The sequence below is a fragment of the Bradyrhizobium yuanmingense genome, assembly GCF_900094575.1.
GTDB lineage: Bacteria > Pseudomonadota > Alphaproteobacteria > Rhizobiales > Xanthobacteraceae > Bradyrhizobium > Bradyrhizobium yuanmingense.
Genome location: NZ_FMAE01000002.1, coordinates 305,592 through 321,033, shown reverse-complemented (window position 1 = coordinate 321,033; position 15,442 = coordinate 305,592). Strand labels below are relative to the sequence as shown.

The following is a 15,442-nucleotide window of genomic DNA, read 5'->3' as shown; positions in this document are numbered from 1 at the left end:
AATGGCGAATGGGTCCACTCGCCACTCGATACTCACCATTCGCCCTTACAACGCCTCGCCCTTCAACAGCCGCGGCACCTCGCCGGTGAGGCCTGCGGCCTGGCGGATGAAGAGGTTCTTCAGCGGCGGGGCGCGGTCGACGAGGCCGAGGCCGATGTCGCGCACCGTGCGCAACAGCGTCGACTGGTTGGAGAACAGGAAGTTCAGCGAGTTGGTGGCGACGCCCATCGCCATGGTGTCGAACCGGCGCCAGCGCTGGTAGCGTTCGAGCACGTCCGCCCCGCCGATATCCAGGCCGAGCCGCGCGGCATCGACCACCACTTCCGCCAGCGCAGCGACGTCCTTCAGGCCCATGTTGAGGCCTTGGCCCGCGATGGGGTGGATGACATGGGCAGCGTCGCCGACCAGCGCGAGGCGCTCGGCGATGAAGGACCGCGCGACGAAATAAGACAGCGGAAACGCCCGCGGCTTGTCGAGCACCTTGACCTCGCCGAGATGCAGGCCGAAGCGCTGCTCGAGCTCGGCGTGGAATTCCTCGTCGCTGAGGGCGATGATGCGCGCGGCCTCAGTGCGGCGCTCGGTCCACACCAGCGAGGAGCGTTTGCCGGTGAGCGGCAGGATCGCGAACGGGCCGGCCGGCAGGAAGTGTTCCTCGGCGCGGCCCTCGTGATCGCGCTCGTGGCCGACGGTGACGACGATGCCGGACTGATCGTACTCCCAGCCATGAGTGACGATGCCGGCGCGCTCGCGCAGCTTCGACCGCGCGCCATCGGCGGCGACCAAGAGGCCCGCCGCGATCACGCTGCCGTCGCCGAGCGTCACCTCGATGCCGTCGGTGCGCGCATCGTAGGAGGCGACCGGGGTGGCGCGAAGATCGATGCCGTCGGCCTCGGCGCGCACCACCAGCGCGTCGATCAGGCGGCGGTTCTCGATCATATGCGCGAAGGGCTCGCCCGGCGCGACGTCGCCGGCGAAGTTCAGGAATACCGGGCGGGTGGCGTCCTCGAGCTTGGAATCGGTGACGACCATGTCGAGGATCGGCTGGGCCTCGCCCCGGACGTCGTCCCAGGCGCCGATCGTCTCGAACAGGCGGCGGCAGGCGGCGACGATCGCGGTGGCGCGGGGGTCGCGGCTCGGCCGCGTGCCGAGCGCGGGATCGGCGACGATGATTGGGATCTCGGGCCCGAGCCCCTGGCGCAGCGCCAAGGCCAGCGCAAGGCCGGCAAACGCGCCGCCACCGATGACAATGCTACCCTGTACCGACATACCAAAGCTTCCCGGACAATTCTCGGTCTTGCTAGCAGACTTGAGCTGGGCGAAACAGTGCGGTGAAACGAGGACCGCTAGCCCTTCGTTCCGTCATTCCGGGGCGCGCAACGCGCGTACCCGGAATCCGGAGGTTTATCAGCTCGAGATTTTCGGGTTCGCACCGCGTGCGCCCCGGAATGAGGCATCACTGGAAAGCACCATCATGTCCAAAGGACTGATCGACCTCATCGGGATCCTCGACCTCGAGCAGCTCGAGGTGAACCTGTTCCGCGGCAACAGCCCGAAGACGAGCTGGCAGCGGGTGTTCGGCGGCCAGGTGATCGGGCAGGCGATGGTCGCGGCCTGCCGCACCGTGGAGGGCCGGCTGCCGCATTCGCTGCATTGCTATTTCATCCTGCCGGGCGATCCGCAGATCCCGATCATCTATCAGGTCGAGCGCCTGCGCGACGGCAAAAGCTACTCGACCCGCCGCGTCACCGCGATCCAGCACGGCAACGCGATCTTCTCGATCATGGTGTCGTTCCACGCCGAGGAGGAGACTGCGTTCGACCACCAGGACAAGATGCCGGACGTGCCGCCGCCGGAAAAGCTCACGGCGGAGGAGGTGGCGAAGCAGCCGATGTTCAAGGAGATGCCGGACTTCATCCGCCGCTACTACGAATCCGATCGGCCGATCGAGCTGCGCCCGGTCGAGCTCGGCCGTTATTTCGGCCAGAAGATCGACGACGGCCGCATCCACGTCTGGATCAAGACCGCCGCCAAGCTGCCCGACGATCCGGCGCTGCACATGTGCGCGCTCGCTTACGCCTCGGACTTCTCGCTGCTCGATGCGATCATGGCGCGCTATGGCCGCACGCTGTTCGACAAGCGCATGATGCCGGCGAGTCTCGACCACGCGATGTGGTTCCATCGCCCGTTCCGCGCCGACGAATGGCTGCTCTACGCGCAGGATTCGCCGAGCGCGCAATCGGGCCGGGGGCTGACCCGCGGCTCGATCTTCAAGCCGGACGGCACGCTGGTCGCCTCCGTCGCGCAGGAAGGCTCGGTGCGCGAACGGAAGGCCTGATCGCTTCAAGCAGCGCCTGAAGCGTTCAGATCATGCCCCGAGCGAGCCGCGCGGCGCGAGCTCGGTCTGCGAGGCGAACCAGTTCATGATCCAGCGGTACACCCACGGGATCGGGATGATGAAGCACATCAGGATGGCGGCCACGATGCCGCGCCAGAGGATATCGAGGCCGCTGCCCTTGAAGACGATCTCGCGCCGGGTGCCCTCGACGTTGCGGCAGAACCAGCGCATCTGAGCCGCGGCCACCCAGGCCCAGCCGATGATGGTGATGATGGAAATCGCGAACAGCAGATTCCAGCCGATATAGGCCCAGACCGAACCGGTGAAGCTGAGGCCCAGCGGCTGCCCGTTGGAGGCGAGGTTCGCGACCATCCATTTGATCAGCAGCCAGTAGAGCACGATCTGCACGATGAACAGCAGGTTGCTCAATATCTCGCTGCCGACGAAGCCAAGCGCGATGGCGAGAACGATGAAGCCGAAATACCACGGCACCAACGTCATCGCATTGCCGGTGAAGCTGAGGTTCGGCCGCCCGGGGACGTTCACGCAGGAGACGATCCATCTGGTGTACCAGACGAAGGCCCAGGGCGCCGGGATGACGAAGATCATTCCGATCAGCAGGACGATGCTGCGCCAGGTGAATTCAAGGATGCTGAAATCGACCGAGAGCGATCCACCGCTTGCATGGCCGGCAGCGCCGCCATAGCCACTTCCGCCCGTCGGGACCATCGGCGGCGCACCGCCGCCGATCAGGCCGGAAATTTCGGCGGCCTTCTGCCAGCCGGCCATGCCCTCGGTCCAGACCAAGGTGTCCGGACGCACGACGCCCTGGGCAACGAGGTCGCGGAATTGCCCTTCCGGAAAGGGCCCCTGCTGCTTACCCTCGGATGCGTAGAACCAACTCGCCATGGAACGTCCCCCTCGAACTTACGTATGTACCGGCCGGGACGCTTCGGTTCACGCCTGGGTTCACCGCATCCATGCCAAAAATGCATTGTGAATGATGAACAGCTGCCCTGTACAGAGGCGGCCGTTCACATGACCGCCCTTGGCCAAACGTTTTTCCGCTTCAATCTGCAACTTTTTTGTGCCATTTGCCCGGAAAGATGCCAGATTGACGCAGCGCCGGGGACATACGGCGCGGCGCATCCCGGGGAATAGGCCTGACCATGAAACTCGTCGTCGCGATCATCAAACCCTTCAAGCTCGATGAGGTCCGCCAGGCCCTAACGGCGATCGGCGTGCACGGCATGACCGTGACCGAGGTGAAAGGCTATGGCCGGCAGAAGGGCCACACCGAGATCTATCGCGGCGCCGAATATGTCGTGAACTTCCTGCCGAAGCTGCGCATCGAGATCGCGGTCGCTTCCGACGTCGCCGACAAGGCGGTCGCCGTGATCACCGCGACGGCGCGCACCGGCCAGATCGGCGACGGCAAGATCTTCGTCACGCCGATCGACCACGCGCTGCGCATCCGCACCGGCGAGACCGACAGCGACGCGCTTTAACACAAATTATTCTTCGATCGCACCGGGCAACGACGCCACAGCGTGCGACGCCAATTGATGCCGGGGGGAACGATATGGCGGGATTGTCGCGCCGCGCAGCTGCAATGGCTGCGCCAATCGGATTTGTGTCCGCCATGGCTTCGCCGGCGCACGCGGCGGCCAACGAGATCAGCACCGCCGACACCGCCTGGATGATCGTCGCGACAGCGCTGGTGCTGATGATGACGATCCCGGGGCTTGCGCTGTTCTACTCCGGCATGGTGCGCAAGAAGAACGTGCTCGCCACCATGGCGCAGAGCCTGGCCGCGGTAACGCTGATCTCCATTCTCTGGGTGGCGTTCGGCTACTCGCTGTGCTTCGTCGGCGACGGCCCCTGGATCGGCACGCTCGATCGCTGGTTTCTCGCCGGCATGACCATGGACAGCGTCAACCCGGCGGCGAAGACGATCCCGGAATCGCTGTTCATGCTGTACCAGATGACGTTTGCCATCATCACGGTGGCGCTGGTCGCCGGCTCGGTCGCCGACCGCATGCGGTTCTCCGCCTATCTCCTGTTCTCGGTCGCCTGGTTCATCTTCGTCTACATTCCGCTGGCGCATTGGGTGTGGGGCGGCGGCTTCCTCGCCAGCATGGGCGTGCTCGATTTCGCCGGCGGTCTCGTCGTGCATCTGTCGGCCGGCACCGGCGGCCTCGTTGCAGCCAAGGTGATGGGACGCCGTCACGGCTACGGCACCGAGAATCTCTCGCCGTTCGATCTGTCGCTCGCAGTGATGGGCACCGGCCTGTTGTGGGTCGGCTGGTTCGGCTTCAACGGCGGCTCGGCACTCGGAGCGAACTCACGCGCGGTGATGGCGATCATCGCGACCCATCTGGCCGCCTGCGCGGGCGCGCTGACCTGGGGCGCGATCGAATGGGCGACGCGGCGCAAGCCCTCGGTGCTCGGCATGATCTCCGGCGCGGTCGCAGGTCTCGGCACCATCACGCCGGCCTCGGGCTTCGTCGCGCCATGGCACGGCATCGTCATCGGCATCATTGCCGGTGCACTCTGCTACTGGGCCTGTACCTGGCTGAAGCACCGCTTCGACTACGACGATTCGCTCGACGTCTTCGGCGTCCACGGCATCGGCGGCCTGACCGGCACCCTGCTCGGCGGCGTGTTCGCCACCAGCGCCATCGGCGGCACCGCCGGCCTGCTGGAGGGCAATCCGCAGCAGCTCCTGATCCAGTTCTATGGGGTCGCCGTGACCTTCGTCTGGTCGGCGGGCGTCAGCTTCATCCTGCTCAAGCTGGTCGGCCTGTTCGTGCCCTTGCGCGTATCCCGTGAGCACGAGCTGGAGGGTCTGGATATTTCGCAGCACGGTGAAGCCCTGCAATAGGCGCCGACGCTACGTAAATACCGCCTCGTTGCCCGACACGTGAGCAACATTGTGTCGGGAGCCTGTCTTGCCCTTATTTTCAGCAGGTGTGACCACGTTTTGAGCGCGACGTAATAGCGCACTGCATCGCAACACCCGCCAAAGGCGAAAACCCCCGTCTTCATAGTCCGTTAGGCAATCCGCCTGATCTGGCACGGCATTTGATTCTAGGGGTCCGGCTGTGCCCGCGTAGTGAAACTTCTCCCTCGTGGCGAACCAGTCGAGAACGCCCGGCCACGTCCGGACCGGGCCCAAGCGGGGATAGGACCCATGAAAATTGTTATGGCGATCATCAAGCCATTCAAGCTTGAAGAAGTCCGTGACGCCCTGACCGCCATCGGCGTTCACGGTCTCACGGTGACGGAAGTCAAGGGGTATGGCCGCCAGAAGGGCCATACGGAAATCTATCGCGGCGCCGAATATGCCGTGAGCTTCCTGCCCAAGATCAAGATCGAGGTCGCTGTCGCCTCCGACCAGGTCGACAAGACCATCGATGCCATCACGTCCGCGGCGAAAACCGGACAGATCGGCGACGGCAAGATCTTCGTCATCAACCTCGACCACGCGGTGCGTATCCGCACCGGCGAGGCCGATGCCGCGGCCCTCTGATTTCGCGCTCAACCTTATCCAAGCAGGAGTAAACAATATGACGTTCAAGCGTCCCTATGGCGCGGGACTGGCGGCTCTCGCAGTCGGCCTGTTCGCTGCGACCGCAGCCTACGCCGAGCCAACGGTCAACAAGGGAGACAACGCCTGGATGCTGACATCGACAGTGCTGGTGCTGTTGATGACGATCCCCGGCCTCGCGCTGTTCTACGGCGGTCTGGTTCGTTCCAAGAACATGCTCTCGGTCCTGATGCAGGTGTTCTACACCGTCTGCGTCGTCTGCGTGATCTGGGCCGTATACGGCTACAGCCTCACCTTCACCGGCGGCTCCGACTTCATCGGCGGCTTCTCCAAGGCCTTCATGATGGGCGTCACCACCGACACGAAGGCCGCGACCTTCTCGGTCGACGCCAACATCTCGGAGCTGATTTACGTCTGCTTCCAGATGACCTTCGCGGCGATCACGCCCGCTCTCATCGTCGGCGCCTTCGCCGAGCGCATGAAGTTCGCGGCGATCGCGCTGTTCGTTCCGCTCTGGGTGACGCTGGTCTATTTCCCGATCGCGCACATGGTCTGGTACTGGCAGGGTCCGGACCTGATCCAGGATGCGGCCAAAGCGTTGGCTGCCGCTACTGACGCGGCGGCGAAGACCGCGGCCCAGGCCAAGCTCGACGAGCTCAACGCCGATGCCGGCTGGATCTTCAAGATGGGCGCGATCGACTTCGCGGGCGGCACCGTGGTGCACATCAACGCCGGTATCGCGGGCCTCGTCGGCGCTCTCCTGATCGGCAAGCGCGTCGGCTACGGCAAGGAGCTGATGGCCCCGCACTCGCTGACCATGTCGATGATCGGCGCCTCGCTGCTCTGGGTCGGCTGGTTCGGCTTCAATGCCGGCTCCAATCTCGAGGCCAGCGGCGGCGCTGCGCTCGCCATGACCAACTCCTTCGTCGCCACCGCAGCCGCCGCGCTGTCGTGGATGTTCGCGGAGTGGATCATCAAGGGTCATCCCTCCGTGCTCGGCGTGATCTCAGGCGCCGTCGCGGGCCTCGTGGCCGTCACGCCCGCCGCCGGCTTCTCCGGCGTCATGGGAGCGATCGTCCTCGGCCTCGTCGTCGGCGTGGTCTGCCTGTTCTTCTGCACCGTGGTGAAGAACGCGCTCGGCTACGATGACTCCCTCGACGTGTTCGGCGTGCACTGCATCGGCGGCATCGTCGGCGCCATCGGCACCGGCATTCTGGTCAACCCCGCGCTCGGCGGCGCCGGCATCATCGACTATTCGGCGATCCCGCCGAAGGTCGCCGATTACGACTTCGCCACGCAGATGCTCGCCCAGATCAAGGCCGTCTGCACCACGCTGGTGTGGTCGGGCGTCGGCTCGGCGATCCTCTTCAAGGTTGTCGATGTGATCGTCGGCCTCCGCGCCAATGTCGAGAGCGAGCGTGAAGGCCTCGACATCACCGAGCACACCGAGCGCGCCTACAACATGTGACCCTCTCCTCCCGGGCGCGGTCTCTTCGGGGACCGCGTCCACAACTACGGTTCGGGCACATACCCGGCAATGCCCTGACCGTTGAGGGGCTCCAGCGCAAGCTGGAGCCCCTTTCTTTTGATCGCTCCGCCTGCAGGCGCCTCCGGGGGAGGGGGGACCGTCCATGCACGCCGCTGTCTCCGGCCCCATTATTCCCGCTCTGGACGCGGGCGGCGGCCGATGGTTAATCGCGTCTTAACCTCGCCCTATCTATGGTGAACTGAACCGCTTCCCGCCGGCGCCTTTGGTAGCGACCGGCCGTTCCAAGAGTACTGGCGCCCAACGAATGGCTCTGACCGCTTCATCCCGTGCGCCGCAGGGCGGTAATGGCTCCGATTCCGAACGCTCGCCCTTCGTCCGGCTGAACGAGCTGCTGGCCCCGCATCAGCCGGGCAAGCCCTTGATTTCGCTTGCGGTCGGCGAGCCCCAGCATCCCGTACCCGACTTTGTCGGCCCGGTGCTGGCCAAGCACATCGCCGATTTCGGCCGTTACCCCGCCAACAAGGGCACCGACCCGTTCCGCAACGCCGCCGGGGCCTGGCTGTCGACGCGGTTCAAGCTGCCGCGGCCGCTCGATCCCGAGAGCGAGATTCTCGTCCTCAATGGCAGCCGCGAGGGGCTGTTCCTCGCCGCGATCGCGGCCGCGCGCTATGTCGGCCCGCGTCCGGGCAAGCCCGCGATCCTGATGCCGAACCCGTTCTATCCGGTCTACGGCGCGGGCGCGCTTGCGGCCGCTTGCGAGCCGGTCCATCTGCCGACCACGGTCGAGAACGGCTTCCTGCCCGATCTCGACGCCATCAATGAGGCGACGCTGGCGCGCACGGTGGCGTTCTACCTGGCTTCGCCCGCCAATCCGCAGGGCTCGGTCGCGAGGCCCGGCTATTTCAAGCGATTGAAGCAGCTCGCCGATCGCTATGGCTTCGTGATCCTCAGCGACGAGTGCTATTCCGAGATCTACACCCGCGAGGCACCCGGCAGCGCGCTGGAATGCGCCGGCCCCGACTTCACGCGCGTGGTCGCGTTCCAGTCACTGTCGAAGCGCTCCAACCTGCCGGGCCTGCGCGTCGGCTTTGCCGCCGGCGACAAGAGGTTCATCGGCATGTTCCTCGAGCTGCGCTACATCGCCGCGCCCCAGGTGCCGGTGCCGCTGCAGCATGTCGCGACGGTCGCCTATGGCGACGAGGCGCATGTCGAGGAGAATCGGCGGCTGTACCGGATCAAGTTCGACCTCGCCGACCAGATCATCGGCAATCGTTACGGCTATCGCCGCCCCGATGCCGGCTTCTGCGTCTGGCTCAACACCTCCGAGATCGGCGACGACGTGTCGGTGACGCTCAAGCTGTTCAAGGAAGCCGGCGTGCGCGTGGTGCCCGGCAGCTTCCTGGCGCGACAGCAGCCTGACGGATTCAATCCCGGCGCAGGCTATATCCGCCTCGCACTGGTGCAGGACGGCGAGACCACGGCGCAGGCGCTGCACCGGCTGGTCGAGACTCTGGGTTAGGCGGGGCCCGTGAGCATGTCGGCAATCGAACGCGTCATTCCTCTGGTCGGCCATCTGCCGCCCTCGATCCGCGAGGGGCTGGCGCGGCGCATGCGCGAGCTCGCCGGCCTCGGCCTGATCGCGCTGGCGGGCATCGCCGCGGCGGCGCTGATGACGTGGTCGGTGCAGGATCCCAGTCTCAGCCACGCGACCTCGCGGCCGATCCGCAACATCCTCGGCTATGCCGGCGCGATCGGCGCCGATCTCGCCATGCAGATCCTGGGGCTCGGCGCGATCATGCTGGTCCTGACCGTTGCGGTCTGGGGCTGGCGTATGATGACGCATCGGCCGTTCGACCGCGAGGCGCTGCGGCTCGGCTCCTGGATTCTCTGCACGGTGATCGCGGCAGGCTTCGTCAGTTGCTTTCAGCATGGCGGGGCCTGGCCGCTGCCGACCGGCCTCGGCGGCGTGGTCGGCGATGCGCTGGTGCGCGCGCCCGCGGTGATCTTCGGGCCGGCCGGTACGATCTATCGCATCGTGCTGGGCACGATCCTGTTCGCCGCGATGACAGCGACCTTCCTGATCGCCTGCGGCCTCGGCGCGCGCGAGCAAGACGACGAGATCGCTGAGGTCGCCGATGACGACAAGCCGCTCGACGAAGACGAGGAGAGCGATCGGGGTTCGGTCTCGCTGGGCTGGCTGTTCCATGCATTGATGAGCACCAAGGCGCGGCTGATCTGGCTGTGTGGTGCCGCCTACCGCTCGCTGGTCTCGAGCGGACCGAAGACCAAGGCCGCCCAGTTCAGCCGGCAGGAGCCGAATCTCGGCGGCGGCCGCTCGGCGCCGTCGATCTCGCCGCAGTCTCAAGACGAGGACTACGAGGACGAGCACGAAGACGAATTGGAGGACGAGGAGGAGGAAGAGGAGGAGCCCGCCGCGCGCGCCCCGAAGAAGAAAGCCGCGCCGAAGCCCGCTTCCAAGAAATCCTCCGACAAGTTCGACCTCCCGTCCGTCTCCATGCTGGCCGCACCGAAGGCCGGCGATCGCCAGCCGCTCAGCAAGGCCGAGCTGGAGAACAATTCCCGTTCGCTCGAAGGCGTGCTGCAGGATTTCGGCGTGCGCGGCGAGATCGTGAAGGCCAATCCGGGTCCGGTGGTCACGCTGTACGAGCTGGAGCCGGCGCCCGGCATCAAGTCATCGCGCGTGATCGGCCTTGCCGACGACATCGCCCGCTCGATGAGCGCGCTGTCGGCACGCGTCGCCGTCGTGCCCGGCCGCAACGCGATCGGCATCGAGCTGCCGAACGCGCATCGCGAGAAAGTCTATTTGCGCGAATTGCTGGTGGCGAAGGAGGCGACCGACACGGTGGCGAAGCTGCCGCTCTGTCTCGGCAAGACCATCGGCGGCGACCCCGTCATCATCGATCTCGCGCGCACCCCGCACATGCTGATCGCCGGCACCACCGGCTCGGGCAAGTCGGTCGCGATCAACACCATGATCCTCAGCCTGGTCTACCGGCTGCGGCCGGACCAATGCCGCCTGATCATGGTCGATCCGAAGATGCTCGAGCTCTCCGTCTATGACGGCATTCCCCATCTGCTCACGCCTGTTGTGACCGACCCGAAAAAGGCGGTGGTCGCGCTGAAATGGGCCGTGCGCGAGATGGAAGAGCGCTACAAGAACATGGCCAAGCTCGGTGTGCGCAACATCGACGGTTACAACACGCGCCTGCTCGAATTGAAGGCCAAGGGCGAGGAGCCGACGCGCACGGTGCATACCGGCTTCGACAAGGAGACCGGCAAGGCGATCTACGAGGAAGAGAAGCTCTCGCTCGATCCGCTGCCCTACATCGTCATCATCGTCGACGAAATGGCCGACCTGATGATGGTCGCCGGCAAGGACATCGAAGGCGCGGTGCAGCGTCTGGCGCAGATGGCGCGCGCCGCCGGCCTGCACGTGATCCTGGCGACGCAGCGTCCGTCGGTCGACGTCATCACCGGCACCATCAAGGCGAACTTCCCGACCCGTATCGCCTTCCAGGTCACGTCCAAGATCGACAGCCGCACCATTCTCGGCGAGATGGGCGCCGAGCAGCTGCTCGGCCAGGGCGACATGCTCTACATGGCGGGCGGCGGCCGCATCAGCCGCGTGCACGGACCGTTCGCCTCCGACGAGGAAGTCGAGAAGGTGGTGCGTCACCTCAAGACCCAGGGACAGCCGGAATATCTCGAAGCCGTCACCGCCGAAGAGCCGACCGAGGACGAGGACGGTGCCGTGTTCGACGCCACCGGCATGGGCGGCGATGGCGGCGGCGATCTCTTCCAGCAGGCGGTCGCGATCGTCAAACGCGATCGCAAGGCCTCGACCAGCTACATCCAGCGCCGCCTGCAAATCGGCTACAACCGCGCCGCATCGCTGATGGAGCGCATGGAACTGGAGGGCATCGTCGGTCCCGCCAACCATGCCGGCAAGCGCGAGATTCTGGTCGAGGAAGAAGACAGCCATATGTGAGGCGAGGAGCCTCTGAGCAACATTTCACGCAAATTCGATATCTGCTTTTGCCCGAAATCACGGTAAAAGGGCGCCCAGCCACACAGGACGACGCGTTGATTAGACATCCGGACATTCGATTCGCTGCCACGATCGCCGCGCGAAGCGCGCGCATGGCCGGCGTGCTTCTCGTCACCGCCGCGATGGTGACCGCTGCGTCTTTCGCGCAGACCGTGCCGGTGCCGAAGCCCGCGCCGAAGGGGCGTGACAGCGGCGCGACCGCCGGTGGGCCGGCCGTCACCGGCGCGACGCAGGCGCCGCCCAATCCGGTGATCCCGGATCCGCGGCGCAACGTTCCGAGCAGCATCTTCCAGACCTTCGACGCCAACCAGAAAGCGCAGGCGGCCAAGGTCAGCGCCTATCTGTCGTCGCTGCAGACGTTGGTCGGGAATTTCGTCCAGGTCGGTCCCGACGGCAGCAAGACGCAGGGCGACTTCTACATCCAGAAACCCGGCAAGGTACGCTTCGAATATGATGCGCCGAGCCCGATCGACATCGTCGCCGACGGATCCTCGCTCGTGGTGCGCGACCGCAAGCTCGCGACCCAGGACGTCTACCCGCTGTCGCAGACGCCGCTGCGCTTTCTATTGTCCGACCGCATCGACCTGATGAGGGACACCAATGTCGTTGGCGTCTCGGCCGACGACGTCTTCGTCAGCGTCACCATCGAGGAGAAGCAGGCCCTGGTCGGCACCAGCCGCTTGCTGCTGATGTTCGGCGCCAAGGACGGCCAGCTCAAGCAGTGGACCGTCACCGATCCGCAGGGCTACGACACGACGATTGCGGTGTACAATCTGGACTCGAGCAAGAAGCTCGACCCCAACATGTTCAAGATCGATTTCACCAATTACAACACGCCGTCGCGGGGTTGAGCGCTCCGCTGCCGTAGGGTGGGCAAAGGCGCTCTTGCGCCGTGCCCACCACCTCTCCTCACGGCCATCACGGTGGGCACGCTTCGCTTTGCCCACCCTACGAGAGCTCGCTGTGGACAAGCATTTTCCCCACGCCAATCCATGCTAAGACGCATTTCCTATGCGTCTTTCCCTGACAACCTGGAACATCAATTCGGTGCGGCTACGCATCGACCTGGTCGCGAAATTTCTCAAGAGCGCGCGGCCAGAAGTGCTGTGCCTGCAGGAGACCAAGTGCATCGACGATGCTTTTCCGCTGAAGCGCTTCAAGCGGCTCGGCTACGAGCACGTCGCGCTGAACGGTCAGAAGGGCTATCACGGCGTCGCCATCATCTCGAAGATCCCGTTCGAATCGAAGGACATCCGCACCTTCTGCGACAAGGTGGATTCGCGCCACATCTCGGTGTCGTTCGGTGAAAAGGCGGGCATCGCAAAACCACTGGTGCTGCATAATTTCTACGTGCCCGCGGGCGGCGACATTCCCGATCCCGCGCTGAACGAGAAATTCGACCACAAGCTCCGCTTCCTCGACGAGATGAAAGCGTGCGAGCCGCTGCATCCGCGCGGTGAGGACCGCCACATTCTGGTCGGCGATCTCAACGTCGCCCCGCACGAGAACGACGTGTGGTCGCACAAGCAGCTGCTGAAAGTGGTCTCGCACACGCCTGTCGAAACGGAGAAGCTGAAGGCGGCGCTCGCGGCCGGCGAATGGGTCGACGTCGCGCGCGAGCGCATCCCGATGTCGGAGAAGGTCTATACGTGGTGGAGCTACCGCTCCGCCGACTGGACCATCGGCGATCGCGGCCGCAGGCTCGACCACATCTGGGTCTCGCGCGCGCTGAAGGATGCAGTCAGCGATTTCAGGATTCTGCGCGATGCGCGCAGCTGGGAGCGGCCATCGGACCACGTGCCTGTGACGGTGACGCTGGAGGTGTGAGCCGCCCTCGTCATTCCGGGGCGCGCCACTTGGCGCGAGCCCGGAATCCATTCATCAACTGACTCTGCCGCTCAATGGATTCTCAGGTGCGCAATTGCGCACCATAGTTCGCGACTTCGTCGCGCCCCGGAATGACGAGTGGAGAGAGCTACGACGTCAGCTTCGCACCCGCCATCAAAATATCGCTGGCGATCTGGCTGGAGCGCACCGCGAACTCGTCGCGCAGGCGCACCGCCGCAGCGGGATCGCTTTCGAGCACGCGCTGGAACAGGCTGCGGGCGACGCGGATGACGGAGGAATGCTCCAGCGCGACCGCGCTCGACGGCCGCTTCATCGGCACCACCAGCGCGAGCTCGCCGATCAACGCGCCAGGGCCGGCGATCATTTCGGCGCCGGCGCCGTCTTCAACCCGGAAGGCGCCGCGCTGGACCACGAAGCCGGCGTCGGCGTCGTCGCCGAGATTGAACAGCACGTCGCCGCGGACGAAATCACGCTGCTCCGAGCCGATCGCCAGCATGCGCAACGAGGCGTCTCCCAACAGGCGCAGTGTCGGGACACGCTCGAGAAGCGCTACATCATCGTCGATTGACATTCAGGTCCGAGGCTCGAAGGCGTGCGATCTAAAACGATTCGCACGCCATCGAAGCGTATCACGGCACCAGCTTGTAGCCACCGGCTTCCGTCACCAGGATCTCCGGGTTGGCGGCGTCCTTCTCGATCTTCTGGCGGAGGCGGTAGATGTGGGTTTCCAGCGTGTGCGTGGTGACGCCGGAATTATAGCCCCAAACCTCCTGGAGCAGGGTCTCGCGCGACACCGGCATCTGGCCGGCCCGGTAGAGGAAGCGGAGAATTGCGGTTTCCTTCTCGGTGAGGCGGACCTTGCGGGCATTGGCCGCGGTGAGCATCTTCGAGCCGGGACGGAAGGAGTAGGGTCCGACCGAGAACACCGCGTCCTCGCTGGCTTCATGCTGACGGAGCTGGGCGCGGATGCGCGCCAGCAGCACCGCGAAACGGAAGGGCTTTGCCACATAGTCGTTGGCGCCGGATTCCAGGCCCAGGATCGTGTCGGAATCGGTGTCGTGCCCGGTCAGCATGATGATCGGGGCCTTGAAGCCGCCCTTCCGCAGCGAGCGGACAACCTCGCGGCCGTCGGTGTCGGGCAGGCCGACATCCATCAGAACCAGATCGGGGGAATTGGCCTTCGCGGCGCTGGCGCCCTTGGCGCCGGTATCGACCGCAGAGGCTTCGAATTCTTCGTGTAGCGATAATTGCTCCACCAACGTGTCGCGCAGATCGGTATCGTCATCCACGATCAGGATCTTGCGGGCATTGGCCATGGGGGGTCATCCTTTTGGGGTCCGGCTCGGCGGCACATCCATGCCGCACCCAGCCGCGAGGGGAAGTTTAAGGTCGCCGTGATTATTGTTGTTCGTGTTGAAGTAGTGGGCTGTTACCGATTCACAAGCCAGAAGCACTCTAACTCAGAATAGCAGGACGTTTTGATGAATGTCCTGTAATGAATTCGACATTGCACGTTCACATGAAAAACAAAGCAGCTTCAGTCGGTTACATCAGGAATCGAGGCCCCGGGCCGCTCTCGGCGATCCGCGTTAAGCCTGCTGCCGGCAATCCGCGCCGGGGCTGGCTGACGGCGGGAGCGCTGACCATTCCGGTTGCGCTGGGGCGAGGCGGCATTCTCGCCAACAAGCGCGAGGGCGATGGCGGCACCCCCAGAGGCAGCTTCCGGCCCAGGCAATTGTGGTGGCGGGGCGACCGGCACAGCCGTCCCCGGACGTTCCTGCCGGCCCGGATGATCACCGGCGTGGACGCCTGGTGCGAGGATCCGCGGGACCGCCGCTACAACCAGAGCATCCGGCTCGGCGAGGGGCAGGGCGGCGACCGGCTCCAGCGCGCCGACCATCTCTACGACTTCATCATCGAGATCGACCACAACACCCGACCCCGCATCGCCGGCCGCGGCAGCGCGGTGTTCCTGCACCTTGCCCGCGACAATTTCGGCCCGACCGCCGGCTGCGTCTCCATGACGAAATCCGCCATGCTGCAATTGCTGCGGCGCCTGGGCCCGCGCACAAAGATCATCATCGGGTGAGGCACACCGCCGTCATTGCGAGGAGCCCTTGCGACAATATTGACAGCGTTCGGGCGGCATCG

Annotated in this window: 14 protein-coding genes; 10 read left to right on the top strand and 4 right to left on the bottom strand. The window is 65.1% G+C overall.

Features of this window, described 5'->3' with window-relative positions; all coding sequences use genetic code 11:
* Positions 1-45 precede the first annotated feature (45 nt).
* The gene (locus GA0061099_RS06565) at positions 46-1,266 is read right to left on the bottom strand and encodes a ubiquinone biosynthesis hydroxylase (protein ID WP_036024268.1); all 1,221 of its coding nucleotides are present in this window, start codon (positions 1,264-1,266) and stop codon (positions 46-48) included.
* A 205-nt stretch (positions 1,267-1,471) separates the two neighbouring features.
* Between GA0061099_RS06565 and tesB the strand changes: the two genes are divergently transcribed.
* On the top strand, positions 1,472-2,335 hold the full coding sequence (tesB, locus tag GA0061099_RS06560) for an acyl-CoA thioesterase II (RefSeq protein WP_036003028.1): 864 nt from the start codon (positions 1,472-1,474) through the stop codon (positions 2,333-2,335).
* Between the two features lie 30 nt (positions 2,336-2,365).
* Here the strand turns inward: tesB and GA0061099_RS06555 are convergent, their stop codons facing one another.
* Positions 2,366-3,244 (bottom strand): DUF4339 domain-containing protein, encoded by an 879-nt coding sequence (locus tag GA0061099_RS06555; RefSeq protein ID WP_036024270.1) that lies wholly within the window; start codon positions 3,242-3,244, stop codon positions 2,366-2,368.
* Positions 3,245-3,504: 260 nt separating this feature from the next.
* Between GA0061099_RS06555 and GA0061099_RS06550 the strand changes: the two genes are divergently transcribed.
* The 8 genes from GA0061099_RS06550 to GA0061099_RS06510 all read left to right on the top strand — a co-directional run bounded on the left by GA0061099_RS06550 (position 3,505) and on the right by GA0061099_RS06510 (position 13,270).
* Positions 3,505-3,843: a P-II family nitrogen regulator gene (locus GA0061099_RS06550; RefSeq protein WP_008142802.1), complete on the top strand. Its 339-nt coding sequence runs from the start codon at positions 3,505-3,507 to the stop codon at positions 3,841-3,843.
* Positions 3,844-3,917: 74 nt separating this feature from the next.
* Positions 3,918-5,219, top strand: coding sequence for an ammonium transporter (locus tag GA0061099_RS06545; RefSeq protein WP_036024271.1), 1,302 nt, complete (start codon positions 3,918-3,920; stop codon positions 5,217-5,219).
* A 309-nt stretch (positions 5,220-5,528) separates the two neighbouring features.
* The gene (locus GA0061099_RS06540; RefSeq protein WP_008142813.1) at positions 5,529-5,867 is read left to right on the top strand and encodes a P-II family nitrogen regulator; all 339 of its coding nucleotides are present in this window, start codon (positions 5,529-5,531) and stop codon (positions 5,865-5,867) included.
* 37 nt (positions 5,868-5,904) lie between these two features.
* On the top strand, positions 5,905-7,353 hold the full coding sequence (locus GA0061099_RS06535) for an ammonium transporter (protein ID WP_036003055.1): 1,449 nt from the start codon (positions 5,905-5,907) through the stop codon (positions 7,351-7,353).
* Positions 7,354-7,678: 325 nt separating this feature from the next.
* Positions 7,679-8,893 carry an aminotransferase class I/II-fold pyridoxal phosphate-dependent enzyme gene (locus GA0061099_RS06530; protein WP_036024273.1) on the top strand — a complete coding sequence of 405 codons (1,215 nt, stop codon included), beginning with the start codon at positions 7,679-7,681 and terminating at the stop codon, positions 8,891-8,893.
* Positions 8,894-8,902: 9 nt separating this feature from the next.
* Positions 8,903-11,383, top strand: coding sequence for a DNA translocase FtsK (locus GA0061099_RS06525; RefSeq protein ID WP_036024275.1), 2,481 nt, complete (start codon positions 8,903-8,905; stop codon positions 11,381-11,383).
* Between the two features lie 152 nt (positions 11,384-11,535).
* Positions 11,536-12,294: an outer membrane lipoprotein carrier protein LolA gene (locus tag GA0061099_RS06520; protein ID WP_036024276.1), complete on the top strand. Its 759-nt coding sequence runs from the start codon at positions 11,536-11,538 to the stop codon at positions 12,292-12,294.
* Positions 12,295-12,454: 160 nt separating this feature from the next.
* Positions 12,455-13,270, top strand: a complete 816-nt coding sequence (locus GA0061099_RS06510) for an exodeoxyribonuclease III (protein WP_036003067.1) — start codon at positions 12,455-12,457, stop codon at positions 13,268-13,270.
* Between the two features lie 148 nt (positions 13,271-13,418).
* Here GA0061099_RS06510 and GA0061099_RS06505 read toward each other — a convergent pair whose 3' ends face one another.
* Positions 13,419-13,862, bottom strand: coding sequence for a Crp/Fnr family transcriptional regulator (locus GA0061099_RS06505; RefSeq protein WP_025033074.1), 444 nt, complete (start codon positions 13,860-13,862; stop codon positions 13,419-13,421).
* A 58-nt stretch (positions 13,863-13,920) separates the two neighbouring features.
* Positions 13,921-14,607, bottom strand: coding sequence for a response regulator transcription factor (locus tag GA0061099_RS06500; protein ID WP_008142830.1), 687 nt, complete (start codon positions 14,605-14,607; stop codon positions 13,921-13,923).
* Positions 14,608-14,810: 203 nt separating this feature from the next.
* Between GA0061099_RS06500 and GA0061099_RS06495 the strand changes: the two genes are divergently transcribed.
* Entirely contained in the window at positions 14,811-15,380 is a 570-nt protein-coding gene (locus GA0061099_RS06495) for a L,D-transpeptidase family protein (protein WP_036024277.1), read from the top strand.
* The last annotated feature ends 62 nt before the right edge of the window (positions 15,381-15,442 follow it).